Genomic DNA, 23,414 nt, shown 5'->3' on the forward strand with positions numbered 1-23,414 from the left:
ACATTATTTCTGCTTTATCGGTGTGTTCGACTTGACGCACCGTTAGTCCAAATTCAAAAAATGGCCAAACTGCTTTTGTTATTATAATTTCTGCCAGAATAATCCATAGAAAAAATATAATTAAGGAAAATAATAATGTCATGGCTTAAACCGCTGAGCAGCGTCTGGAAAAATACGCTCAGTAAATCCATTCAATACGGTGCAGAAATCCTGCACAGCCGTATTCCGTATTCGCCGGATAATCCCTATCTGGAAGGTATATTTGCACCCGAGCGGCAGGAACATTTTTCTATAAACTTGAAAGTTGAAGGGCAGATTCCTGCAGAACTGGATGGCGCACTGATGCGGATTGGTCCGAATCCTATTAACGTCAAAAACCCATGCAACTATCATTGGTTCACCGGCGATGGCATGCTACATGCGCTCAGGCTTAAGGACGGTGAGGCACACTGGTATAAAAACAGTTATATCGGGTCAGCCAGTGTGCAGGAAAAACTTCACCGGCCACAGATTCCCGGCAAAACGCGAGGTGTCGCGGATGCTGTCAATACCAATGTCATCAGCTTCGCCGGGAAAATCTGGGCACTGGTTGAAGCAGGAGCATACCCAGTTGAATTGAATGCTGCACTGGAATCAAGACGGCATCATTTATTTGAAGATGATCAGGATATGCCATTTACTGCCCATCCGCATATTGATCCTGAAACCGGCGATATTCATGCGATTTGTTATGATGCTTTAAGTCAGAACAAAGTTTTTTACTTGCAGATAGATTCAAAAGGTAAGTTGAAACATCAGGTCGAAATTCCAGTGAAACATGGCCCGATGATTCATGATTGTGCCATTACCAAATCTCAGGTGCTGATTCTGGACCTGAATGTAAATTTCTCTGTACGTAGTGCTTTAAAAGGTTCAATGCTGCCATATCAATGGAATCCAAAACGGCAGGCGCGTATTGGCATATTGCCATTTGGTGGTCAGGTGGCCGACATCCGCTGGTATGAGATTGATTCCTGTTTTATTTTCCATACCGTGAATGCTTATGATCTGGATTCCGGTAATGTGGTGATGGATGCAGTCGTGCATTCCAAAGCTTTGGTTAGTTCGAGTCAGTGTCCAATTGAAGATCAGGATATACGCCTGGAGCGTTTTATATTTGAGCATGGCACGGGAAAAGTGTTTCGGACAGTATTATCCGGGACGAAACAGGAGTTTCCACGGATCAATGACGCTTATACGGGGCGGAAGCATCAGTATATTTATAGTATTTCCTTTGGCGAGTTTGATGATCCTTATCATGTCAGCAGTAATATGCTCTTGGGGCATGATCTGGAAACTGGCCATTCAGAAAGCTATTCCTTTGGTGAGAACTGGGTGACAGGTGAAGTGATATTTGTCGCGCGGGGAGGTGCTCAAGCCGAAAATGATGGCTGGCTCATGTCTTATATCCATGCTCTAGATGGAAATCCATCCAGAGTGGTGATTCTAGATGCACAGCAGATGACGGCAGGACCGATTGCAACGATTCATTTACCGGTTCGGGTACCTGTCGGATTTCATTGTAACTGGATTGATTATCGGAAACTAAGAATTAACTATTCTTAGGTTTGAGCTTAAAAACTTGAAACTTTGTCTTGGTGATTAAAAGGCATTAACTTAGAAAGCTCGAATAAGATTCATATCTGATGGTAGGCGGATATTACTTTGAGGAATGAGAAATATATTCGCTAAGGCAATCAAAATCTGTTGTTAGGCAGAAGACTCGTCCCTGAATCTCAGCCTAACATTGACATCTATACCGCTAATCATAGAGCAGATGAAAGATTTAAATTTGAGATACTGCTTACATCTTCTGAATAAACAGTTCACGATCAAAACGATACTGCGGGAAGAATACGCCATCTTTGGCACGTTCACCTGCACCAATCACCATGACCGGATACTGTTCGCCATTTAATTCAAGAATTTCACGAACCATCGGCTCATCAAAACCTTCCATCATACAGCTATCAAAACCGTAAGCACGTAAAGCCAAGACCAGATTTTCACAAGCCAGTGCCGTAGTTTTGGTTGCCCACAGTTTTGCATCAGCCGGACTGAAAGCAGAGACTGGCATTTGCTTGTCCAGTGTACGTGCAACTTTGAAAGCGACTTTCTTAAAGTTGCCGAAGGCATTCAGATAGCCCGTTTTATAGTTGTATGGAATATATTTATAGTATTTTCTAATCGCTGGTGGTGCTTCTGGGAATGGAAATTCATTCACATTACGCTTTGCCATTTCATCAATACGGTCGGTACGTGCCACGCAAACAATCAGCTCGGAAGCAGTTTTTGCTGCCAGTTGACCCATGCAGGCTTTAACCAGACGTTTTTTCCTGCCCGGATTTTGTACCACATAAAAAGTCCAGGGCTGCAGATTGGACGAGTTCGGTGCCAATAGTGCCAGATCCAGACAGGCATCCAGAACCTCATCAGGAATTGGTTTCTTGGTAAATTTACGTACTGAACGGCGGCTTTCAATGACTTTGCGAAAATTTTCTACATCTATATCCTGAGGAGCTGGTTCGTAATAGCGTTTTTTGTCAGGATTGACGCTATCAGACGTTTGATGAGATTTATCATTCAAATTTTCAGTAGACATATTCTTTATTCTGGCAAGTAAAGGTATCAAGAAGGCAGTTTAAACTACCTCATTGACATCCTGAGTTTGAAAATTAGTTGAATTGTGTGAAATCAGGTTTCCGTTTTTGCATAAAAGCCTGAACTGCTTCCATCATTTCGGCTGAACCAACACGGTTCATAAAGATTTCTGCCTCATGATCAATCCATTCAACAATTTCATCCAGATTATGTTTCATCAAAGCTTTGCTCTGCTTCAGAGAGGCCAATGGTAAAGCTGCCAGAGTTTGTGCCTGTTTTTGTGCAGTAGCATAGGCATCTTCTTCGATACTGTTCACCAGACCTGCGCTCAGTGCTTTTTCACTATTGAATTTTTGTGCAGTCAGCAATAATTCAGCTGCTTTATGATAGCCTGCCTGTTGAATCAGTAATTTGCTTGACGCGCCTTCAGGCGATAGACCCAGACTGACAAATGGAATCTGGAACAGGGCTGTATGGTCACTATAAACCAGATCACAATGCAGTAAGATCGTCACCCCAATCCCGATCGCAACTCCACGCACAGCAGCAATTAAAGGCTTGGAAAATTTTGCGGCAGCTTTTAATAAAACAAATGGAGGGCCATCTTGCGGACGAATCTGGTCCTTATTGGCTGCAGATTTCATAAAATCCTGCATATCATTGCCTGCACTAAAGTCAGCGTTCTGACCGCGTAAAACAACTACACGCACTTCAGGTGCCTGATCAGCTTCATCCAAGGCTTTCGCAATCCATAAATAAAGCTCGCTGTATAATGCATTTTTAGCTTCCGGGCGATTGATTGCCAAAGTGAGTACACCATGTTCTAAATTCGCATTCAAATGCTCATGAGGTTGTTGAATACAGCTCAGTGTCATCGTACTATCCTTGCTTTAAACTTGATTTGATTTTATGGGAATTATTATGTCGCATATTTATTGGAGCGGCACAACTCATGAGTCATAAAAAAACTGATCCCTTATGAACTATACATTTGATTATCTGGTTTTCATTGGCCGCTTTCAGCCTTTTCATCTGGCGCACATGCAAACCATTAAGATCGCCTTGCAGCACAGTCAGAATGTGATTTTGGCTCTTGGTTCTGCACAAAATGAACGTAATATCAAGAATCCATTTTTGGCTTCGGAGCGTGAAGCCATGATCCTGTCAAATTTTAGTGCTGAAGATCAGGCGCGCATCAAATTTGTAGAAGTCATAGATGTTTATAATGATGAAAAATGGCAAAAACTGGTGAAATCGCTGGTGAATCAGGTCATTGAACCGGATGCCAAAGTCGGGCTGATTGGGCATTTTAAAGATGATTCTTCCTATTATTTAAAATTTTTCCCAGAATGGGAAATGGTCGAACTTGATAGTCTTGAAGGAGCCCTATCTGCCACGCCGATGCGTGAAGCTTATTATCGTGGCGAAATTCAACGGGATAAATTCCCACAAGGCACGATTGAATTTTTAGAGCGTTTCCAGCATACAGCGACCTATCAACAGCTCAGTGAAAAATTCGCCCGGAATGATAAAACCAATCTGGTTTAAAACTACAAGTTCAATACTGGTTGATTCATGGCAGCTTGAGCATGCTGCCTTAAACATTCACCTAAAATCTCCAGAGCAGGAGACTGTTCTTTCCAGTGATGCCAATACAGGGGGACTTCGATGCGTAATTCCCTTGAAAGCTCAAGCAGTTGACCTGATGCCAGCAAATCTCGGACCTGATAGTCCGGTAACCAGCCATAGCCCAGTCCCATCACAATTGCATCAAAAAATGCATGGGTCGATGGGATGAAAAAGTGAGGGTATTGAGCAGGATTCAGGCCAAACTCTTGCTGGATAAACTGGGTATGCAACTGGTCTTTTTCATTAAAAAGAATAGCAGGAGCAAGACGTAGCGTATTCCGATGTACGCCTTGATGAAACCAGTTTCGGGAAAATTCAGGGGTGGCAACGAGACGGTATTGCATCTCTCCGATCAATTCGGCCCGGCAACCTTTCATTGCCTTGGCTTCCGTACTCAAACAGGCATTGACGAGGCCTGCTTCTAACAGATGATGAGTCTGTGATTGGTCATCTACCTGAAAATGCAACACAATTTTGTGCCGAATCAGCTGGTCTTGTAAGGTCGGTAACAGCCAGGTCGCGAGCGAATCAGCATTGGTGGCAATATTCAGACAATAGAAACCTTCTTGTTGCAGCTGTCCCCCCAGATCCTGCATTAGATTCTGTTCTAGCAAGCGTTGATGCTGTAAATAATGCAATAAAGTTTGCCCAGATTGAGTCACGCGGCAAGGCCGATCTCTGACCAACAGCAGATGTCCCAATTGTTTTTCCAGACTTTGAACACGAAGAGTAACTGCTGAGGCAGTAATGTTTAACTGCTCCGCTGCAAGATCAAAACTTCCGGTTTTTGCAACTGCATAAAAAGCATCACATTGTTTCGCATTCAGCATCTTTCTTATCTAAATAATATTTAGTTAATCTGATATTAACTTAGTTTTAATTAATCTTGCCGATTTTATTGAATAATGCCTTTCTTTAAAAAAGGGGGAAGATGATGTTCAGTTATATGGTGAGTGGCTTTGCTGTAGGAATGAGCCTGATTGTGAGTATTGGTGCACAAAATGCCTTTGTTCTAAAACAAGGTTTAAAACAGCAGCATGTGTTCTGGGTCTGTGTAATTTGTGCTTTATCTGATTCTATTTTAATTTTGCTGGGTGTCTTTGGATTCGCGCGTGTCATCGAGCATTACCCGCATATTGTTATGTTTTCTAAATATATTGGTGCAGGATTTCTGTTTTATTATGGTTTGCAACATGCGATTAGTGCATTTAAATCTACAGAGGTATTGGCATTGAGTGATCAGGCAACAGAGCATTTTGTACAGGTGCTGATGATCTGTTTGGCTTTTACCTGGCTGAATCCGCATGTTTATTTAGACACCGTAATCCTGATCGGATCTATTTCAACCCAATACAGTCTGGGGAAAGAATGGTTTATGCTAGGCGCAGTCCTTGCTTCTTGGTTTTTCTTTTTTTGTTTGGGATATGGCGCAAAAATATTGACGCCGTGGTTTCAACATCCAAAAGCATGGAAAATTCTGGATGCTATTATTGCCTGTACCATGTGGGCGATCGCCTTGTCATTAATAGTCAGCATTTGATTTACTTATAACCTTGAGAAACTGTTTCAGAATAAAGCCAGCGTATTATTTAAGATATTTATCAATGATTTTTAATATTTTATTCAGCTGGAAACAGCAAATTCTTTGTTCTATAAAAGGTAGCGAGAACAGAAAGTTGTAAGATCAAAACAGTTCTCTGCTGGACAGACACGATTCCTGAAGAAAGAAATCAGGACGATTATTCTGTCCATTAGTCATGAATGATTTTACAAAAACTTCAAAAAACTGATATAAAAATAACGAAACCATGTGGGAACACACAACAAGAAAATTTAATTTCAGATTAAGCCGTTGACTTAAATCCGATTAATAAGAAATTAAACAAGGTGGATTTAAAATTGAAAACAATAATAAAAACCGGGCTTCTTAGCTTGGCGATCTGTCTAGCTTTAATCAGTCAGTCTTTTGCAAGATCATGGACCCTAACCCCCAAAAGCGATGTAGGGTTTGAGATCAAGTCCATGGGACTTACTATGGTTAAAGCCAAGTTTAATCAGGTTCAATCCACGATGCAGTTTGATGCCAATGCACCGCAAAACGCCTCAACCCATCTGGTCATGGATGTAGAAAGTTTAAGTTTTAGTAAACCTGTATTTAAAAATATGATTTTGGGCGAAGACCTGTTTTATGTAGCAAAATACAAGACTGTAATTTTTAAAAGTATTCAGTTTAAAGACTTGGGCAATGGCAAATACAAGGTATTAGGACATTTAACCTTGCGTGGTGTAACAAAGCCCGTAATTTTTGAGACAACTTTTAAGCCCAGTATGTCGGATGCCAATCTGTTGGATGTTCAGGCATCTGCCGTGATTAATCGCAGTGATTTTGGTATGAAAAAGGGAATTGCAGGTATAGGGGACAAAGTGAATCTTCATCTTTCAGGTCAATGTGAAGTCAATTAAGAAAGTACTCACTTATATCTCATCATGCCTGATGATCCTGCATCATAAATTTTTTAGAATGCTGGGTGCTTATTATTTTCAGGTTTAAATCTTTATCAGGTAAATATAAAATATATGCTGCTATATAAAACCATTAAAAAAGCTCGAATATTCGAGCTTTTATGCCTGGGTCTTAGCAGTTAATCAGGCCGCTTGTAAGGCTTTTAAATCTTCCAGAACTTGTTCTGCATGGCCGGCTGCCTTGACCTTACGGTATTCTTTGACCAGTTGGCCGTTATGGAAAATAAAAGTTGAACGCTCAACTCCCATTACCTGTTTACCATACATATTCTTTTCTTTGATTACATCAAAGTGATGACACAATACTTCTTCTTTATCACTGATCAGGTTAATGCTCAGGTTTTGCTTTTCAGTAAAATTCTGATGGGCTTTTACCGAATCACGGGATACCCCGAGAACTGTAGTATTTAAAGCCTCGAACTGGTCTTTTAAACAGGAAAAGCCAACAGCCTGAGTGGTGCAGCCCGGCGTAGAATCTTTAGGATAAAAGTAGATGACTAGCCATTCTGTATCTAGCTTGGTTAAATTGATCTCGCCTGTGGTCGCAGGAAAATTCTGGTCAATTAAACTAATTTCAGACATAAAAACTCCTGTTTTATTTAAATTTTTTCAAAAAAATAAGCCACATTATAGTGGCTTATTTCATTAAAGAATAAGAAAAATTAGATCTTATTTCTTTGGTGCAGCTTGAGCTGATTTCATTGCTTCTTCAGTCAAAGTTTTCAGTTTACCGGTTAACTGTGGACCAAAACACGCTTGAAGATCTTTATTCTGCTTTTGTACAAAAGCTAAACTACCTGGGCTTTTTTTCTGGTTAATGGTACTTTGAATTTCCCATTTTTGCGCATTGGTTAATTTACCATCTGCTTCAACCGCACAAGTACAATATTTACTGACTTCAGCAGAAGTTAATTTCTTGCTTTTGCCAGTTTCATCTTTACAAACATTGATCAATGCAGCTTTCACATTGGTGCTTTTATAAGCTTGTTGTAATTTGTCATCAGCTGCTTGAGCTGTAGTGGTGAACATCGCAGCAGCTGAAACAATTGCTGAAAGTACAATGCCTGATTTTAAATTCTTCATAAACTCTACCTTGTTATTACGGTATATAACGTGTCGGGTCTTCAACACCTGCGTCCGCAAAACCCTGTTTACGTAAACGACAACTGTCACATTTACCACAGGCACGTCCTTGGTCATCTGCTTGATAGCATGACACCGTTTGACTGTAGTCTACGCCATGTTCCATACCTAAGCGAATAATATTTGCTTTGGATAAATGTAACAAAGGTGTTTCAAACTTGAGAGCTTGGCCCTCTACACCAACCTTGGTTGCAAGACGGGCCATGTTGGCAAATGCCTCGATAAATTCCGGACGGCAATCCGGATAACCGGAGTAATCGACCGCATTAATCCCGATCACAATTGCTTCAGCTTTGAAGACTTCTGCTGCAGCTAAAGCATATGACAAGAAGATGGTATTACGTGCAGGAACGTAAGTAATCGGAATGCCGGCCTGTTCGTGATCAGGTACCTCAATGCTATGATCGGTAAGGGCTGAGCCCCCCAGATTACCCAGATCAATATTGATCACTCGATGTTCTACACCCGCACGTTCAGTTAACGCTTTTGCTGCATCCAGCTCGGTGGTTGAACGTTGACCATAGCGAAAACTGAGTGCGATACATTCATAGCGTGCCTGTGCCCAAGCCAGACATGTGGTTGAGTCTAAACCGCCAGATAACAGGACAATGGCACGAGGGCGCATAAGCTGATTCTCCAAAAAATACTTTACAAAAAATTAACGACCAGTTTCATCATTCCATAACAACTTGTGCAGTTGTAACTGGAAACGAACAGGGAGATGGTCTTCTAAAATCCATTGAGCTAAGTCACGTGCCAATTGTGGTAAATGAACTGCACCTTTTTCTACCGCAAATGCAGGCGAAAACCAAACTGTACTGACTTTCTCTTGAAGTTGATACTGTTCAAGCTGCTGCTTTGACCATTCATAATCCTCACGATTGCAAATGACAAACTTGATTTGATCGTGTGCAGTTAAATGATCGAGATTAGCAAGCAAATTTCGTGCAACTTCACCTGAAGTGGGTGTTTTTAAGTCGAGGACTTTGGAAACACGTGAATCCACCTTGGACACATCTAAAGCCCCACTGGTTTCAAGTGAAACCTGACATCCTAAATCTGCCAGACGCTGCATCAGGGGCAGGGCATTGGGCTGTGCCAGAGGTTCGCCACCGGTCACACAGACATAAGGTGTTTTAAAATCAAGCGTAGTCTGGATAATATCTTCCAGAGACTGACGCTCGCCACCTTCAAAGGAATAGGTGGTGTCACAGTAGCTACAACGTAGTGGACAACCGGTTAAACGGATAAATACCGTTGGCAGTCCTGCGGCATTGGCTTCACCTTGTAATGAATAGAAAATCTCCGTAATGCGTAAACCCGCAGACGGATCAGAAACTGGGATTGCAGAAGATCGAAGCGTATTCATAACAAAACTAACCAATGAAAAATAAATAACCGGGTATAAAAATAAAAATCCCTACGATTATTACTAATCGTAGAGACGAGGAGCGGTTGAAGCTCCGATGAACACAAATGTGTCCTCTAAGTTAAGACATCTTAGTCTTCGCGTAATAGATCGTTCAAGCTTGTTTTAGAACGAGTTTGTGCATCAACTTTTTTCACGATAATGGCAGCATACAGGCTGTAAGTACCACATTTAGATGGAAGGCTACCCGCAACAACAACCGAACCTGCTGGTACGCGACCATAATGGATTTCGCCAGTTGCGCGGTCATAAATCTTGGTCGACTGGCCAATGAATACACCCATTGAAATTACCGAGCCTTCTTCCACGATTACGCCTTCCACGATTTCAGAGCGTGCACCGATAAAGCAGTTATCTTCAATAATGGTTGGATTTGCTTGAAGTGGCTCAAGAACACCACCAATGCCCACACCACCTGACAAGTGTACATTTTTACCAATTTGCGCACATGAACCGACAGTTGCCCAGGTATCTACCATTGTGCCTTCATCGACATAAGCACCGATGTTGACATAAGAAGGCATCAAGATCACACCTTTAGCCTGGAAAGAACCCTTACGTGCTACTGCAGGCGGTACAACACGTACACCCGCTGCCTTGAATTGTTCTTCAGACCAGCCTGAGAATTTAGTATCTACTTTGTCATAGAAACGAAGATCACAAGCTTCCATTGGTTTGTTGTCGTTTAATTTAAATGATAACAATACTGCTTTTTTAATCCATTGATGAACAACCCATTCACCATCGATTTTTTCAGCAACACGTAAAGTACCATTGTCTAGACCAGCAATTACTTCCTCAACTGCTTGACGAATTTCAGCAGAGCAATCTGCAGCTGTAAAATTTGCACGGTCTTCAAACGCCTGTTCAATGATTGTTGAAAGCTGCGACATGATCTTCCTTCCAGAAAAAAATTTTCTAGATTTTACACTATATTGCAGGAAAAATAGTTGAAAGCACCAAAAATAGGTGAAAAATAACCAAAACTATAGAAGAGGTAAAATTATTAAAGTGATAATTATTATTTTCCATAAAATTAAAGTGTAGGAGAAGTGTTAGAAAATGCTTGCTTCTAAACAAGAAAAATTAATTTGTATCAAAAAATAACAAAAGATTAGCAAAATGTGAATAAAAAATATTTTTTAAGTCCTTTATATTGAGCCTATCACGAATAACTAATGATCAAAAATAAGTTCTTTTGAGGAGAGGAATAATGAAACCTTTGAATAATATTTTAGCAGTATCTATTTTAGCTATAGCCGCTAGTTCTGCTATGGCCGCAGATGAAATTATCGTAACAGATGAGGGCGTTACTGAATTCTCTTTCTTTAAACCAGCTTCTGTTCGTGCTGAAGTAGGTACTACCGGTTACGGTGGTGCAATTTCCTGGAGTGCTAACCCATATGTAGGCGTCACTTTAGGTTATAACGGTGGTGATATTTCCTGGTCTGATGATTTATCTATCAATGGAACAAAGTATGATTTGGATCTGGATAACAACCTGACTTACTTGAATGCTGAAATTCGTCCTTGGGCGAACTGGTTCTATATGGCAGCAGGGGTAGCATATACTGATAATGATTATGGTTTAACTCGCAGTATTGGTGGAGGTAACACTTTAAGTATTGATAACAATGATTATCAGCTTGCTCCAGGTGCTACTGAAGGTCGTGTGGATGGTAAACTATCATATAAAAACAGTATTGCACCTTACGTAGGCATTGGTTTTTCACCAGCCATTACCAACCGTTGGGGTATATTTGGTGAAGTTGGTGCCTATTACAATGGTAACCCAGAAGTTAATTTAACAGCTACTGGTCTTGCGCCTGTAACAGGTTCCCCTAGTGTAGCGGAAGCAATTCAGAACGAAGAACGCAAAATTCGCGAAGATAACAAGTATGAATGGTTCCCGGTAGCGAAACTCGGTGTAAGCTTCCGCTTCTAAGATTTGACCTTAAAAAAAACGAGCTTCGGCTCGTTTTTTTATGCATTTTTAAAAGTATTTTTAAAATCTTAAACTGGTTTTAAGTCTAGGACCCTCTCGTAAAAAGCTATGTATAAATCTATAAGCCGTGTAATAGGCCTATGTGGTATAAACGCAAACTTTAAAATTTTTATTAGATTGACCTGTTACTACATCCTAAGTTGCTTGCATCTGTTAGAGAGGTACTACTCTAATATTTGAACTGGTATCTGGAGTGAATGTTGCCCTCGGAGTTCCCGTTCCAGAATTTTATAACAAAGGTTTGATCGAATTGTTATACCTGACAGCTGATTTCAGGTTCAACCCAAGTAAAGAGAACTTCAGCTGTAATGAATTTTTCAAAATTAATATTTTCAATGCTTGTCTATATAAAAATAAAAAAAGAGGCCACTTAGCCTCTTTGATCAAAAACTGAAAATCATGCAGTTTATTCGTCTGGATAAGCCACTTTTTTCAGTGCTTTAATATCCGCATCTGGCGAGCAGAGTGAAATAAACTCGTAGCCATAACCACGCAGTAAGTGACCTTTACGTACTGCAATCCAGGTGGTATTTACTCCGAAAACATCGGTTTTAATCTGTTTTAAACGGTAATCACGCTCAGGGTCATAAGCCACATCGTTAACGATGCCGACGCCCATATTCATTTCTACATAGGTCTTGATCACATCAGCATCAAGAGCAGACATCACAATATCTACATCAAAACCGGCCTCTTCAAAAGCGGTGTCAATCTTGGAGCGACCGGTAAAACCACCATGGTAGGTAATGATCGGATAATTTGCCAAGTCTTCGATAGTGACTTTTTCTTTCTGGGTCAGAGGATGATTCTGTGGGGTAATAATACTGTGCTGCCAGTTATAGTAAGGCACACTGGCCAGATTATCTTCAGTGGTGAGTGCTTCAGTTGCAATACCGATATCCGCCTGACCTTGCAGCAGCATTTCCGTGATTTCAACCGGGCTTGCCTGTTGTAAAATCAGGTGAACTTTGGGGAATTCTTTTTTAAACTGACTGACAATCGGCGGCAGCACATAACGTGCCTGCGTATGCGTGGTCGCTATGGTCAAGGTGCCTTCATCGACTTTGTTAAAATCATCAGCCAGACGTTTGATATTGTCAGCATCAACCAGCATGCGTTCCACAATCCCTAAAAGTGCCTGACCTGGCTCAGTTAAGCCTAACAAACGTTTACCCTTACGGATAAAGAGCTGCACCCCGAGTTCATCTTCCAGATCTTTAATGTGCTTACTTACCCCAGACTGTGAGGTATAAAGTGCAGCTGAAGCTTCAGTTAAGTTAAAGTTCTGTCTAACTGTTTCTCGTATAATTCTTAATTGTTGAAAATTCATGATTTTCTTTACCCTTTAAGAGGATGGGGTATTTTAAAACCCCATCTTTTGATCTTAAGCGACCTGGTTTTCAAATAGATGCAAGTTAACTGCACTTAACCACACGGTTTGATTTGGGCGGAATTGATGTGCTCTCGCTTCATCAGGTGTGAGTAAAATTTCAATCAGGTTGCCTTGTCGATCATTCAGTTCTGCAACCACTTTGCCAGCAATCCACAATTCACGAATAAAGGTGGCCTGAATTGCATTGTCATGTGGCTGCGCATGAATGCGTAAGTCATCTGGACGTGCGAATAAAATAACTTCGCCTTGAGCAGCATTTTTTGCACCCTCAAACTGGATGCGGTCTTCACCGAGCTGGAGGAGGCCACCATGATTCTGACCTTCAAAACGATTTGCCTGACCCAAAAAGTCAAATACAAATGGCGTTTTCGGTGTTTCATAGACTTCACGTGGTGAACCGATTTGCTCCACATCACCTTTGTTCATCACTACGATCTGATCCGCAACTTCAAGTGCTTCTTCCTGATCATGAGTTACAAAGATCGATGTAATATGCAGTTCATCATGCAGGGTACGTAACCAGCGACGTAGCTCTTTACGGACTTTGGCATCCAGTGCACCAAAAGGTTCATCCAGTAATAATACACGTGGTTCAACTGCCAGAGCACGTGCCAGTGCAATACGTTGACGCTGCCCCCCAGAAAGCTGGGCTGGATAACGATCAGCCAGGAAACCAAGCTGAACCAAGTCAAGTAAACGCGTCACACGTTTTTTAATTTCAGCTTCTGATGGACGGGTTTTACGTGGGCGCACACGCAGGCCAAAGGCAATATTGTCAAATACCGTCATATGGCGGAACAGGGCATAGTGCTGGAATACAAAGCCGACTTCACGCTCCCGTACATGCACATTGGTAGCATCTTCGCCCTCAAGAATGACCTGACCGCCATCTGCCGATTCCAGACCAGCAATAATACGTAGCAGGGTGGTTTTACCACAGCCTGATGGACCCAGTAGAGCCACTAACTGACCATCCGGGAAATCTAGTGAAATGTTTTTCAGTGCATGGAATGCACCAAAGTGTTTTTCAATATTTTTAACTTGAATACTCATGTGGGCATTCCTTAAGAAACTGTTAAATCATCATTACGTTTGTCTTGTTTTTCCTGGCGCAGTTCTACCCAGGTTTTTAGAACCAAGGTCACAATTGCGAGGAGAGCCAGAAGTGAAGACACGGCAAACGCAGCACTGAAAGTATATTCGTTATAGAGAATCTCGACGTGAAGCGGCAAGGTATTGGTTTCGCCGCGGATATGACCAGAAACCACCGATACTGCACCAAACTCGCCCATGGCACGTGCATTACATAGAATTACACCGTAGATCAGGCCCCACTTGATGTTTGGCAGGGTCACTTTCCAGAAAGTCTGCCAGCCAGAAGCACCGAGTACAATTGCCGCTTCTTCTTCTTCAGTACCTTGTGCTTCCATTAACGGAATCAGCTCACGGGCAACAAAAGGTACGGTAATGAAGACGGTTGCCAGAACAATCGCAGGCACCGCGTACAGGATCTTGATGTCATTGTCCATCAGCCAGGAACCCATCCAGCCTTGGGTACCAAAAATCAGTACCAGCATTAACCCGGCAATTACGGGTGAAACCGAGAAAGGCATATCGATCAGGGTGGTGAGGAATGACTTGCCACGGAAATTAAACTTGGCCACTGACCATGCAGCAGCAACACCAAATATGACATTGAGTGGTACTGCGATTGCAGCAGTCAACAGGGTGAGTTTCACTGCCGACAAGGTATCCGGATGTACCAGAGCCTGGGTATAAACACCTATTCCCTGTTTGAAAGCTTCTACAAAAACCAGAATCAGCGGCAGAATCAGACAGCTCAAAAAGAAAAGCAGTGCAATGGTAATCAGGGTATAACGTACCCAGGTTGGCTCGCGGGTTGCATCACGGGATTGCAGCTTTTCAGCCAGCGCATTGCTGTTGGTATTTAAACTCATCGTGCAGTTCTCCCGGTACGGCGGCTTGCCCAGGCTTGCAGTAAGTTAATCAGGAACAGCAAGACAAAAGAAATCAGCAACATCACTACTGCAATGGTGGTTGCACCTGCATAGTCATATTCTTCCAGGCGAGAAATAATCATTAAGGGGGCAATTTCTGTTTCAAAAGGCTGGTTACCAGCAATAAATATCACGGAGCCATATTCACCAACACCACGGGCGAAGGCCAAAGCGAAGCCAGTGATCAGCGCAGGCAGAAGGATTGGAAAAATCACTTTGGTGATAATCTGAAAACGGTTGGCACCCAGTGCAGAAGCCGCTTCTTCCAGTTCAGTTTCCAGATCACTCAGTACCGGTTGGACGGTACGCACTACAAAAGGCAGACCAATAAAGATCAGCGCTAATGTAATACCAATCGGGGTATAGGCGACTTTGATACCGATCGGTTCTAGATATTGACCAATCCAGCCGGTCGGTGCATATAAAGAGGTCAGGGCAATACCCGCAACCGCGGTGGGTAAGGCAAATGGCAAATCTACCAAAGCATCGACAAGACGCTTGCCCGGAAAGCTGTAACGTACCAGACACCAGGCCAGTAACAGGCCAAATACTACATTTACCAGTGCGGCAAAAATCGCTGCGCTGAAACTGAGTTGCAGTGATTTTTGGATACGTTCAGAGCTCAGGATCTCCCATAAGCCTTCCCAGCCAATGCCTAGTGATTTAATAAAAACAGCAGACAGGGGGATCAGAACGATTAATGACAAATACGCTAGGGTAAAGCCTAGAGAAAGACCAAATCCTGGCAGCACTCGGGATCGCTGCGACATGATTACTCCTCAAAAGAGAGAATGCTCGTTAAAAATAACCAGCGAAATTAGAAAATAAATTTGGCACAAGCATAGTTTGCAGCGACTAAAATGCAAATTTAAAATAATACTTGCTATCATCAACTTTACTGATATAAGGCATAGCGTTTTCTGAAATCAAATATTGTTTAATTTCGGGAAAAGGACCGAAGCCTGAAGCGACATTGACATGACCGACTGCCCCCAGATTGACCGGTTTGATTTTCCAGGCCTGGGCCAGTAAGTGCGCATCTTCAAAGCTTAACCATGGATCATTTTCACTGATCAATAATTTGGTAGGTACTTGAAGTTTGAGCTGTTGAAAATAGGCGCTGTAGTCTGTTTGACTATCACGCGCAAAACCATTTTCCCCAAATCGTGCCGGATTAGCTGGAGCTACCAATAGCAGATTTTTTACTTTTGCATTGAGTTCCGGATGTTGGGCAAGGGCAGCTACACTGGTCAGACAGCCAAAGCTGTGTGCCACAATCTGTACGTCTTCTGGAATAGCTTGCAGGATATTGACAAATTCAATGATCCATTTCTGCAAAACCGGATGATTCCAATCCTTTTGTTGCACACGAGAGCATCGAGTTAGCCGTTGTTGTAACCATGTTTGCCAGTGATTGTATTCGCTACCACCGACACCTGGAACAATAAGCGTATGGGTCATATCAATGCTCCTCAGAGACCAGCTGTGAATTACTTTGCGCTGTTTGCCTTTACAATTTGATCAAACACGCCACCATTTTCAAAATGTGTTTTCTGCACTTTATCCCAGCCCCCAAATTCCTGATCAATGGTGACAAGTTTTAATGGCTTAAATACCTGGCTGTATTTGGCCAGAACTTTGGCAGTACGTGGACGATAGAAGTTACGTGCCGAAATTTCCTGACCAAGGGGGGAATACAGGAAGTTTAAATAACCCTGAGCCAGGTATTTGTTGCCTTTTTTAGCAGCATTTTTTTCTACAATCGCAACCGGCGGCTCAGCCAGAATCGACAGTGATGGGGTTACAATTTCAAACTTGCCCGGCTGTTCACGAAGGGCAAGATGCGCCTCATTTTCCCAAGCCAGTAAAACATCCCCAATCCCGCGTTCAGCAAAAGTCGTGGTTGAGCCACGTGCTCCAGAATCTAGCACTTTGGTATTTTTATAGATTTTACGGACAAATTCTTGCGCAGTTTTATCGTTTCCACCTGCCTGATGCTTGGCCCAAGCCCATGCAGCCAGATAATTCCAGCGCGCACCGCCTGAGGTTTTCGGGTTTGGCGTAATGATCGCTACACCGGGTTTAACCAGATCTCCCCAGTCTTTAATCCCTTTGGGATTGTTTTTGCGCACCAGGAAAACGATAGTTGAAGTATAGGGTGTCGAGTTATTGGGTAAATTCTTTTGCCAGTCTGCAGGTAACAGTTTGGCTTTCGCTTCCAGTACATCAATATCAGCGGCCAGAGCTAATGTCACGACATCGGCATCCAGTCCATCAATTACCGCGCGAGCCTGTTTGCCTGAACCGCCATGCGATTGCTTAAAATTGATTTTTTGACCGGTACGGCTTTCCCAGTATTTGCCAAAATTCTTATTTACATCTTCATACAGTTCACGGGTCGGATCATAGGATACATTGAGAAAATCACGTGCTGCTGCACCAAATGAGGTTACCGAGATAACAGCTGCTAAAACCCCAAGTTTTAATGTATTTGAAATGCTCATCTGGACTGAATCTCTGATATGTTCTGTAACATAAGTGCAGAATAAACTCATTCTTTATGCATAAAAAATAATTAAAAATGAATTTTATATGAAAAAAAGAGATAAATAACCTCTTAAGTGTTTGAAATAAGAATGGCCTTATGAATAAAGGCCATAATGAACTGCATTTAAAGTATTATTTTGCGTGATTGGCTTTAACAATCTGGTCAAACACACCGCCATTGTCAAAATGCTGTTTCTGAACTTTGGTCCAGCCACCAAACTCTTTATCAATGGTTACCAGCTTCAATGGCTTGAATACATTATTGTGCTGCTTCAGGACATTCGCATTACGTGGACGGTAAAAGTTTTTCGCCGCCACAGTTTGCCCAGCAGGTGAATAGAGGTAATTTAAATAGGCTTTGGCGAGGTTTTCATTACCGTCTTTTTTTGCATTTTTTTCTACAATCGCCACCGGTGGTTCAGCCAGAATAGACAGAGAAGGGGTAATAATCTCAAATTTACCCGGTTGTTCACGGACAGCTAAATGCGCTTCGTTTTCCCAGGCCAGTAATACATCCCCAATCCCACGTTCAGCAAAAGTCGTTGTGGCACCGCGTGCTCCAGAATCCAGTACTTTGGTCTGTTTATAGATTTGACGCACAAAGTCTTGTGCTTTAGCATCATTGCCACCTTTTTGATGTTTGGCCCATGCCCAGGCAGCCAGATAATTCCAGCGTGCACCACCTGAAGTTTTTGGGTTCGGGGTAATAATGTCTACGCCCGGTTTAACCAGATCTCCCCAGTCTTTGATCCCTTTTGGATTGCCTTTATGTACAAGGAAAACGATAGTTGAAGTATAGGGTGTCGAATTCTGCGGGAATTTCTTTTGCCAGTCTTTAGGCAGCAAACCTCGTTCTGCAATCTCATCAATATCTGCTGCCAGTGCCAGTGTCACAACATCGGCATCCAGTCCGTCAATCACGGCACGTGCCTGTTTGCCTGAACCACCATGTGACTGTTTATAGTTAATATCCTGACCGGTGGTTTTTTTCCAGTATGCGCTGAATTCCTTATTGAAATTATCATATAATTCACGAGTCGGGTCATATGAAACGTTTAGGAAATCTTTTGCAGAGACACTAAAAGCGCTTGCTGATACCAGTGCTGCCAATACCCCAATTTTTAATTTACGAATGCTCATTTTTGCCTCAAGTTTTTTAGCTTTTGTTAGATGAGGCAAGAATAGCTTGAGTTTTTTTGCATAAAAAATAATTAAAAAAGAATTGGATGTGAGTAAAAGAGATATATAGGTGAAGCCTGGATATTACTGCCCAATTTATATTTTAGAGACCGTAAAAATATGCTGTATTTAAAAAATGCCCAACGTGTCAGTCATATAGAGGTGCTGGATCGTGGCTTTCATTATGGTGATGGTTGTTTTACGACGGCCCGGATTCGACATAACCGGATTGAATTGTATGATCGTCATTTGACACGTTTGCAAAACAGCAATCAGAGCTTAAGCCTGAATGCCAATCTCGATCTGATCACGGAAAGTTTACAGCTTCTAGGGAAATCACAGGGTAAGCTGAACGGGACATTAAAGATTGTGCTCAGTCGTGGAGTGGGTCAGCGCGGTTATAGTTTGCCGGATCATCCAGCAGATCTCTGGCTGTTTTATTATCCTCAAGACATACAGGATTTTAGGTTTGAACAGATTCAAAGTGGCGTATTGCAGCGGGCAGTGGGATTGACCATGCCCAGTCTGGTTGGACTGAAAACCCTGAACCGCCTGGAGCAGGTTTTACTGAAACAGGAAGCAGATCAACGCGGCTGGCCTGAGGCAATAGTGACAGATGTACAAGGTGGCATTGTCGAAGGGGTGAGCAGTAATTGTTTCATTCTTATAAAGAATACATGGATTACGCCGGAACTCCGTTATAATGGCGTCTTCGGTGTCATGCGTGCAGAAATTCTACAACGTATGCAAGATCAGGGTATTGTCTGTGAACAACGATATATGGGTATGGATGAAATTTCCCATATTCGGAGTCTGTTTTTCTGCAATGCACTCAGCCCGATGAAAATTGTCACACAATTTGAGCAGCGCGCCTTGGATGGCAATGCTTGTATTGAACTTTTTAACCGTCTTCGATTAAACCAGATGTCTTAATATGTCAGCTTCCAAACCTAAAGCCAAAAAGAACAATAAGGTGAGATCTTCCTCATCTTTCAAAGGAATTGTCTTAGTACTGATTGGTATTGCTTTGATTTTGGGGTTAATCCTAAAGAGCAGTTTGTGGAAAGATTATCCTGTTGAAGGAAAAAAACAGCTGCTCGCGATTGAATCTGGTCAAACCTATTCCGGTTTCATTGATCGCCTGGCCAAAGAAGATCAGGTGAGTTTTCCGATCATCCTGAAACTGTATCAGCGCATCATGATTCATGACACCATGAAAGCGGGCGTGTATGAAGTACGCCAAGGCATGAGTTTTCGTCAGGTATTGGAAATGATTTCCAATGCAGACAATGCCCAGATGAGCCGGATTCTGGTGATTGAAGGCACAACATTTAAACAGCTGGTCGATATCCTGAAGAAAAATGATCTGGTTACTAAGGAAGTGCTGCATCTGCCTACTGCGCAATTACTGAAAGAACTCAATATTACGTATTCACATCCCGAAGGGTTGTTTGCACCGGATACTTACTTCTTTGCCAAAGGTGAAACAGACCGCAAAATTCTGACCAATCTGTATCAGCGACAGATGAAAATACTGGATGAAGCGTGGGCAAAACGCGCGGCTGATCTACCGTATCAGAATAAATATGACGCGCTGATTATGGCATCAATTATTGAAAAAGAGACCAGTATTGACCGTGAGCTGGAACAGGTTTCCGGGGTGTTTATACGCCGTTTAAAAAATGGTATGCGTTTACAGACTGATCCAACGGTAATTTACGGAATGGGTGACAGCTATAACGGTAATATTACCCGCAAGGATTTACGCACACCGACGCCGTATAATACCTATACCATTTCAGGGTTGCCGCCAACACCAATTGCCTTGCCAAGCAAGAAAGCCATTGAAGCAGCCATGCATCCGGATAATTCTGAGAATCTGTACTTTGTAGCGACCGGCGATGGTGGACATAAATTCACCACCAATCTGAATGATCACAATAAAGCAGTGCAGGAATATCTGACGATTTTACGTTCGAAAAGTAAGGAATGAGTATGTTTATTAGCTTTGAAGGCACAGAAGGTGTGGGTAAAACTACGCTCATTCGTTCGATCTATGCAGATTTTATTGCACAGGGCAAGGACGTTATTCTCACTCGCGAACCGGGGGGAACACTAATGGCCGAGCAGATTCGTTCGCTATTGCTGACAGTGAATCATGAAGAAACTATGGCACATGATACCGAGTTACTGTTGATGTATGCAGCACGTGCACAGCATCTGGCACAAGTGATTCTGCCTGCATTAGAAGCCGGAAAGATTGTGCTATGTGACCGTTTTAGCGATGCCAGCTTTGCCTATCAATGCGCGGGTAGGGGCCTGAGTGAAACCAAGTTGCAGGTACTGAATACCCACTTTGTTGCACGTATGCCAGACATTACCTTCTGGTTAGAAGCCCCTATTGAGCTGGGAATGAACCGTGCACGTGAACGTGGGGCACTGGATCGTTTTGAACAGGAGAAAGTCACTTTCTTTGAGAAAGTGAGGGCAGGTTATGAAAGCTTGTGGCAACGTTATCCAGAACGCATCAAACGTCTGGATGCGACCCAAACCCCTGAACAGGTATTTGAGCAGGCCTTAAGTTATCTAAAATAAGCTGGGTCTTAAAATACTTTTTTTATTTGAGTTTTCTCTAGGGTGATTCGTGAAAAATCTTCTATATTAAGATGAATATAGAAGATTTTTTATAATATGAGAACGACTAAAACTGAAATAGAACAATTTTTACAACAAGAGTTTCCACAAAGCCTGGAGAAGTGCCGGATTGAGGAAATTTCTCCGCGTGGAGCTACTTTGCTGTATCAGGTGAGATCAGAGGAATTGCGTCCAGGCGGCACCGTTTCTGGTCCAACCATGATGACCTTGGCAGATTTTGCTCTTTATGTTGCGATTCTGGGTGAAATTGGATTGGTCGGTTTGGCCGTGACCACTAACTTGAATATCAATTTCTTACGTAAGCCTTCAGGTGGAACCGATATACGCGGAGAATGTAAGCTGATCAAGGTCGGTAAGGCGCTGATTGTGGGAGAAGTCTGGATTTATTCGATAGATCATGAAGAACCTGTGGCGCATGTGACCGGAACATATTCAATTCCACCACAACGTTAAATATTTGAAAGTTAGAAGACTGGCTATAAATAGCCTAAGCTAAGTTGAAGCAAATAAAAATTTAAAAATAAAAGGAGATATGCTGCCGATCAGCATATCTCCCCAGATTATTTAAATATTGACCAGTGGGGTTTCGACTTCAAAATTTGGTGGGGTAAGTACAGTTTTGCGTAGTTCAGGCAATAGCGCTGGATAATCAAGCGTGAAATGCAGACCACGAGATTCTTTACGGTGCATGGCACAGCGTACAATCATCTCGGACACTAACACCAGATTACGAAGCTCGATCAGGTTTTTACTAACCTGATAATCCTGATAGTACTCGGTGATTTCTTTTTTTAGCATTTCAATACGATGCAAGGCACGTTCCAGACGCTTCGTCGTACGTACAATCCCGACATAATTCCACATGGTTTGCCGTAACTCGTCCCAGTTTTGCAGAATCACCACATCCTCATCCGGGTTGGTTACCTGGGAATCATCCCAAACTGGTACTGCGGGAAAGGTATAGGCAGGATTGAAATGAGTTTGGATATGTTCGGCCGCACTCATACCATAAACAAAGCATTCTAAAAGTGAGTTACTGGCCATACGGTTAGCACCATGCAGGCCGGTATAAGAGGTTTCCCCAATTGCATAGAGTCCGGCAATATCAGTCTGACTATTTTCATCGACCACCACGCCACCGCAGGTGTAATGGGCTGCCGGAACAACTGGAATCATGTCCTTGGTAATGTCGATCCCTAGTTCAAGTAAACGGGCGTACAGGGTAGGGAAATGCTCTTTGACAAAGTTTTCATCTTTATGGGTAATGTCCAGCCAGACATGCCGAATACCGAGCCGCTTGATTTCATAGTCGATGGCACGTGCCACGATATCACGCGGTGCGAGTTCCGCGCGCTCGTCAAAACGCAGCATAAAGCGTTCGCCATCTGGCAGGCGCAGATAAGCGCCTTCGCCGCGCATTGCTTCAGTAATCAGGAAAGAACGTGCTTGCGGATGATAAAGACAGGTCGGATGAAACTGGTTAAATTCCATATTGGCGACCCGGCAGCCGGCACGATAGGCCATGGCAATACCATCACCTGTGGCAATGTCCGGATTTGAAGTATATAAATAAGCTTTCATGGCACCGCCACAGGCTAGGGCGGTAAATGAGGCCAAGAAGGTATGCACTTTTTCAGTTTGTTCATCTAGGGCATATAAACCCAGAGCACGATTATTACCGTCTAACCCCAGCTTTTGTGAACAGATCAGGTCAATCGCAATATAATTTTCAAAGATTTTAATATTCTGTTTTTCTTGAGCCCGTTGGACCAGAGTAGTGGAAATCGCTCGACCCGTGGCATCGGCAGCATGAATAATTCGGCGCTGTGAATGACCACCTTCACGGGTAAGATGTAACTGTTCCTGTTCGTCGAGGGTAAATTGCACGCCGTGTTTTAGCAAGAATTCAACTGACGGTTTCCCACCTTCTACTGTCTGTTTTACCGCTTCCATTTCACACAGTTGTGCACCTGCAATCATGGTGTCATCAATATGCTGTTCAATTGAGTCCATTTCATCGAGGACTGCGGCTACCCCGCCTTGTGCATAAAAGGTACTGGCATCTGTCAGGGTAGATTTCGCTAAGACTGCAATATTAAAATGGTCTGGGAGCGATAAGGCTAAGCTTAAACCGGCACCGCCGCTGCCCACAATAATGACGTCAAATTGATGGGTAAGAGATGAATGAGACATGTCCATCAGCTAATTTTAAAAAAGTTTGGTAATAACAGCGCTTTTTTGTGCAAAAGGCAA

General features: G+C 42.6%; 25 protein-coding genes. 9 read left to right on the forward strand and 16 right to left on the reverse strand.

Features of this window, described 5'->3' with window-relative positions; translation table 11 throughout:
* Positions 1 to 135 precede the first annotated feature (135 nt).
* Positions 136 to 1,605 (forward strand): carotenoid oxygenase family protein, encoded by a 1,470-nt coding sequence (locus H9629_RS07170; RefSeq protein ID WP_191730801.1) that lies wholly within the window; start codon positions 136 to 138, stop codon positions 1,603 to 1,605.
* A 238-nt stretch (positions 1,606 to 1,843) separates the two neighbouring features.
* Here H9629_RS07170 and H9629_RS07175 read toward each other — a convergent pair whose 3' ends face one another.
* The gene (locus H9629_RS07175; protein ID WP_064102793.1) at positions 1,844 to 2,641 is read right to left on the reverse strand and encodes a nitroreductase family protein; all 798 of its coding nucleotides are present in this window, start codon (positions 2,639 to 2,641) and stop codon (positions 1,844 to 1,846) included.
* A 73-nt stretch (positions 2,642 to 2,714) separates the two neighbouring features.
* On the reverse strand, positions 2,715 to 3,515 hold the full coding sequence (locus tag H9629_RS07180) for an enoyl-CoA hydratase-related protein (RefSeq protein WP_064102792.1): 801 nt from the start codon (positions 3,513 to 3,515) through the stop codon (positions 2,715 to 2,717).
* A 103-nt stretch (positions 3,516 to 3,618) separates the two neighbouring features.
* On the opposite strand from H9629_RS07180, the gene H9629_RS07185 reads away from it, so the two are divergent.
* Positions 3,619 to 4,188, forward strand: coding sequence for a nicotinate-nicotinamide nucleotide adenylyltransferase (locus H9629_RS07185; RefSeq protein ID WP_064096230.1), 570 nt, complete (start codon positions 3,619 to 3,621; stop codon positions 4,186 to 4,188).
* Between the two features lie 2 nt (positions 4,189 to 4,190).
* Here the strand turns inward: H9629_RS07185 and H9629_RS07190 are convergent, their stop codons facing one another.
* A complete protein-coding gene (locus tag H9629_RS07190; RefSeq protein WP_191730802.1) occupies positions 4,191 to 5,099 on the reverse strand; it encodes a LysR family transcriptional regulator ArgP in 909 nt (302 codons plus the stop codon).
* Positions 5,100 to 5,203: 104 nt separating this feature from the next.
* Here H9629_RS07190 and H9629_RS07195 point away from each other — a divergent pair, with 104 nt between their 5' ends.
* On the forward strand, positions 5,204 to 5,809 hold the full coding sequence (locus H9629_RS07195) for a LysE/ArgO family amino acid transporter (protein ID WP_191730822.1): 606 nt from the start codon (positions 5,204 to 5,206) through the stop codon (positions 5,807 to 5,809).
* 359 nt (positions 5,810 to 6,168) lie between these two features.
* Complete coding sequence (locus H9629_RS07200; RefSeq protein WP_081406365.1) at positions 6,169 to 6,732, forward strand: YceI family protein; 564 nt, start codon at positions 6,169 to 6,171, stop codon at positions 6,730 to 6,732.
* A 183-nt stretch (positions 6,733 to 6,915) separates the two neighbouring features.
* On the opposite strand, the gene H9629_RS07205 is transcribed toward H9629_RS07200, so the two are convergent.
* The 5 genes from H9629_RS07205 to dapD all read right to left on the reverse strand — a co-directional run bounded on the left by H9629_RS07205 (position 6,916) and on the right by dapD (position 10,257).
* On the reverse strand, positions 6,916 to 7,374 hold the full coding sequence (locus H9629_RS07205) for a peroxiredoxin (RefSeq protein WP_191730803.1): 459 nt from the start codon (positions 7,372 to 7,374) through the stop codon (positions 6,916 to 6,918).
* An 87-nt stretch (positions 7,375 to 7,461) separates the two neighbouring features.
* Entirely contained in the window at positions 7,462 to 7,875 is a 414-nt protein-coding gene (locus tag H9629_RS07210) for a hypothetical protein (RefSeq protein ID WP_064096226.1), read from the reverse strand.
* Positions 7,876 to 7,891: 16 nt separating this feature from the next.
* Positions 7,892 to 8,560, reverse strand: a complete 669-nt coding sequence (queC, locus tag H9629_RS07215; protein ID WP_064102789.1) for a 7-cyano-7-deazaguanine synthase QueC — start codon at positions 8,558 to 8,560, stop codon at positions 7,892 to 7,894.
* 33 nt (positions 8,561 to 8,593) lie between these two features.
* Positions 8,594 to 9,304 carry a 7-carboxy-7-deazaguanine synthase QueE gene (gene queE / locus H9629_RS07220; protein ID WP_064102788.1) on the reverse strand — a complete coding sequence of 237 codons (711 nt, stop codon included), beginning with the start codon at positions 9,302 to 9,304 and terminating at the stop codon, positions 8,594 to 8,596.
* Between the two features lie 131 nt (positions 9,305 to 9,435).
* A complete protein-coding gene (gene dapD / locus H9629_RS07225) occupies positions 9,436 to 10,257 on the reverse strand; it encodes a 2,3,4,5-tetrahydropyridine-2,6-dicarboxylate N-succinyltransferase (RefSeq protein ID WP_064096223.1) in 822 nt (273 codons plus the stop codon).
* Between the two features lie 320 nt (positions 10,258 to 10,577).
* On the opposite strand from dapD, the gene carO reads away from it, so the two are divergent.
* Positions 10,578 to 11,309 carry an ornithine uptake porin CarO type 6 gene (gene carO / locus H9629_RS07230; RefSeq protein WP_064096222.1) on the forward strand — a complete coding sequence of 244 codons (732 nt, stop codon included), beginning with the start codon at positions 10,578 to 10,580 and terminating at the stop codon, positions 11,307 to 11,309.
* Between the two features lie 466 nt (positions 11,310 to 11,775).
* Here carO and H9629_RS07235 read toward each other — a convergent pair whose 3' ends face one another.
* From H9629_RS07235 to H9629_RS07265, 7 genes are all read right to left on the reverse strand, one after another.
* Entirely contained in the window at positions 11,776 to 12,699 is a 924-nt protein-coding gene (locus tag H9629_RS07235; protein ID WP_064096221.1) for a CysB family HTH-type transcriptional regulator, read from the reverse strand.
* A 54-nt stretch (positions 12,700 to 12,753) separates the two neighbouring features.
* Complete coding sequence (locus H9629_RS07240; RefSeq protein WP_064096220.1) at positions 12,754 to 13,815, reverse strand: sulfate/molybdate ABC transporter ATP-binding protein; 1,062 nt, start codon at positions 13,813 to 13,815, stop codon at positions 12,754 to 12,756.
* Between the two features lie 11 nt (positions 13,816 to 13,826).
* Positions 13,827 to 14,720 carry a sulfate ABC transporter permease subunit CysW gene (gene cysW, locus H9629_RS07245; RefSeq protein WP_064096219.1) on the reverse strand — a complete coding sequence of 298 codons (894 nt, stop codon included), beginning with the start codon at positions 14,718 to 14,720 and terminating at the stop codon, positions 13,827 to 13,829.
* A complete protein-coding gene (gene cysT / locus H9629_RS07250; protein ID WP_064096218.1) occupies positions 14,717 to 15,550 on the reverse strand; it encodes a sulfate ABC transporter permease subunit CysT in 834 nt (277 codons plus the stop codon). The genes cysW and cysT overlap by 4 nt, the downstream gene beginning before the upstream one ends.
* 85 nt (positions 15,551 to 15,635) lie before the next feature.
* Positions 15,636 to 16,241, reverse strand: a complete 606-nt coding sequence (locus H9629_RS07255; RefSeq protein WP_064096217.1) for an alpha/beta hydrolase — start codon at positions 16,239 to 16,241, stop codon at positions 15,636 to 15,638.
* Between the two features lie 29 nt (positions 16,242 to 16,270).
* Positions 16,271 to 17,284 carry a sulfate ABC transporter substrate-binding protein gene (locus tag H9629_RS07260; protein ID WP_064096471.1) on the reverse strand — a complete coding sequence of 338 codons (1,014 nt, stop codon included), beginning with the start codon at positions 17,282 to 17,284 and terminating at the stop codon, positions 16,271 to 16,273.
* Positions 17,285 to 17,459: 175 nt separating this feature from the next.
* Positions 17,460 to 18,467 (reverse strand): sulfate ABC transporter substrate-binding protein, encoded by a 1,008-nt coding sequence (locus H9629_RS07265; protein WP_064096216.1) that lies wholly within the window; start codon positions 18,465 to 18,467, stop codon positions 17,460 to 17,462.
* 159 nt (positions 18,468 to 18,626) lie between these two features.
* Between H9629_RS07265 and pabC the strand changes: the two genes are divergently transcribed.
* The 4 genes from pabC (at position 18,627) to H9629_RS07285 (ending at position 21,614) form a co-directional block, all read left to right on the forward strand.
* Positions 18,627 to 19,439 (forward strand): aminodeoxychorismate lyase, encoded by an 813-nt coding sequence (gene pabC, locus H9629_RS07270; RefSeq protein WP_191730804.1) that lies wholly within the window; start codon positions 18,627 to 18,629, stop codon positions 19,437 to 19,439.
* Position 19,440: 1 nt separating this feature from the next.
* A complete protein-coding gene (gene mltG, locus H9629_RS07275; protein WP_064096214.1) occupies positions 19,441 to 20,499 on the forward strand; it encodes an endolytic transglycosylase MltG in 1,059 nt (352 codons plus the stop codon).
* Between the two features lie 2 nt (positions 20,500 to 20,501).
* Positions 20,502 to 21,101 carry a dTMP kinase gene (tmk, locus tag H9629_RS07280; protein ID WP_191730805.1) on the forward strand — a complete coding sequence of 200 codons (600 nt, stop codon included), beginning with the start codon at positions 20,502 to 20,504 and terminating at the stop codon, positions 21,099 to 21,101.
* 96 nt (positions 21,102 to 21,197) lie between these two features.
* Positions 21,198 to 21,614 carry a PaaI family thioesterase gene (locus tag H9629_RS07285; protein WP_191730806.1) on the forward strand — a complete coding sequence of 139 codons (417 nt, stop codon included), beginning with the start codon at positions 21,198 to 21,200 and terminating at the stop codon, positions 21,612 to 21,614.
* A gap of 111 nt (positions 21,615 to 21,725) precedes the next feature.
* Here H9629_RS07285 and nadB read toward each other — a convergent pair whose 3' ends face one another.
* Entirely contained in the window at positions 21,726 to 23,354 is a 1,629-nt protein-coding gene (gene nadB / locus H9629_RS07290) for an L-aspartate oxidase (RefSeq protein WP_191730807.1), read from the reverse strand.
* Positions 23,355 to 23,414: the final 60 nt, after the last annotated feature.

It is taken from the genome of Acinetobacter pecorum, assembly GCF_014837015.1.
GTDB lineage: Bacteria > Pseudomonadota > Gammaproteobacteria > Pseudomonadales > Moraxellaceae > Acinetobacter > Acinetobacter pecorum.

Excerpts from the sequence above, each read along its gene's own strand:
- H9629_RS07170 (WP_191730801.1), top strand. The coding sequence starts at position 136 with ATGTCATGGCTTAAACCGCTGAGCAGCGTCTGGAAAAATACGCTCAGT.
- H9629_RS07175 (WP_064102793.1), bottom strand. The coding sequence starts at position 2,641 with ATGTCTACTGAAAATTTGAATGATAAATCTCATCAAACGTCTGATAGC.
- H9629_RS07180 (WP_064102792.1), bottom strand. The coding sequence starts at position 3,515 with ATGACACTGAGCTGTATTCAACAACCTCATGAGCATTTGAATGCGAAT.
- H9629_RS07185 (WP_064096230.1), top strand. The coding sequence starts at position 3,619 with ATGAACTATACATTTGATTATCTGGTTTTCATTGGCCGCTTTCAGCCT.
- H9629_RS07190 (WP_191730802.1), bottom strand. The coding sequence starts at position 5,099 with ATGCTGAATGCGAAACAATGTGATGCTTTTTATGCAGTTGCAAAAACC.
- H9629_RS07195 (WP_191730822.1), top strand. The coding sequence starts at position 5,204 with ATGTTCAGTTATATGGTGAGTGGCTTTGCTGTAGGAATGAGCCTGATT.
- H9629_RS07205 (WP_191730803.1), bottom strand. The coding sequence starts at position 7,374 with ATGTCTGAAATTAGTTTAATTGACCAGAATTTTCCTGCGACCACAGGC.
- H9629_RS07210 (WP_064096226.1), bottom strand. The coding sequence starts at position 7,875 with ATGAAGAATTTAAAATCAGGCATTGTACTTTCAGCAATTGTTTCAGCT.
- queC (WP_064102789.1), bottom strand. The coding sequence starts at position 8,560 with ATGCGCCCTCGTGCCATTGTCCTGTTATCTGGCGGTTTAGACTCAACC.
- queE (WP_064102788.1), bottom strand. The coding sequence starts at position 9,304 with ATGAATACGCTTCGATCTTCTGCAATCCCAGTTTCTGATCCGTCTGCG.
- dapD (WP_064096223.1), bottom strand. The coding sequence starts at position 10,257 with ATGTCGCAGCTTTCAACAATCATTGAACAGGCGTTTGAAGACCGTGCA.
- carO (WP_064096222.1), top strand. The coding sequence starts at position 10,578 with ATGAAACCTTTGAATAATATTTTAGCAGTATCTATTTTAGCTATAGCC.
- H9629_RS07235 (WP_064096221.1), bottom strand. The coding sequence starts at position 12,699 with ATGAATTTTCAACAATTAAGAATTATACGAGAAACAGTTAGACAGAAC.
- H9629_RS07240 (WP_064096220.1), bottom strand. The coding sequence starts at position 13,815 with ATGAGTATTCAAGTTAAAAATATTGAAAAACACTTTGGTGCATTCCAT.
- cysW (WP_064096219.1), bottom strand. The coding sequence starts at position 14,720 with ATGAGTTTAAATACCAACAGCAATGCGCTGGCTGAAAAGCTGCAATCC.
- cysT (WP_064096218.1), bottom strand. The coding sequence starts at position 15,550 with ATGTCGCAGCGATCCCGAGTGCTGCCAGGATTTGGTCTTTCTCTAGGC.
- H9629_RS07255 (WP_064096217.1), bottom strand. The coding sequence starts at position 16,241 with ATGACCCATACGCTTATTGTTCCAGGTGTCGGTGGTAGCGAATACAAT.
- H9629_RS07260 (WP_064096471.1), bottom strand. The coding sequence starts at position 17,284 with ATGAGCATTTCAAATACATTAAAACTTGGGGTTTTAGCAGCTGTTATC.
- H9629_RS07265 (WP_064096216.1), bottom strand. The coding sequence starts at position 18,467 with ATGAGCATTCGTAAATTAAAAATTGGGGTATTGGCAGCACTGGTATCA.
- pabC (WP_191730804.1), top strand. The coding sequence starts at position 18,627 with ATGCTGTATTTAAAAAATGCCCAACGTGTCAGTCATATAGAGGTGCTG.
- mltG (WP_064096214.1), top strand. The coding sequence starts at position 19,441 with ATGTCAGCTTCCAAACCTAAAGCCAAAAAGAACAATAAGGTGAGATCT.
- tmk (WP_191730805.1), top strand. The coding sequence starts at position 20,502 with ATGTTTATTAGCTTTGAAGGCACAGAAGGTGTGGGTAAAACTACGCTC.
- H9629_RS07285 (WP_191730806.1), top strand. The coding sequence starts at position 21,198 with ATGAGAACGACTAAAACTGAAATAGAACAATTTTTACAACAAGAGTTT.
- nadB (WP_191730807.1), bottom strand. The coding sequence starts at position 23,354 with ATGTCTCATTCATCTCTTACCCATCAATTTGACGTCATTATTGTGGGC.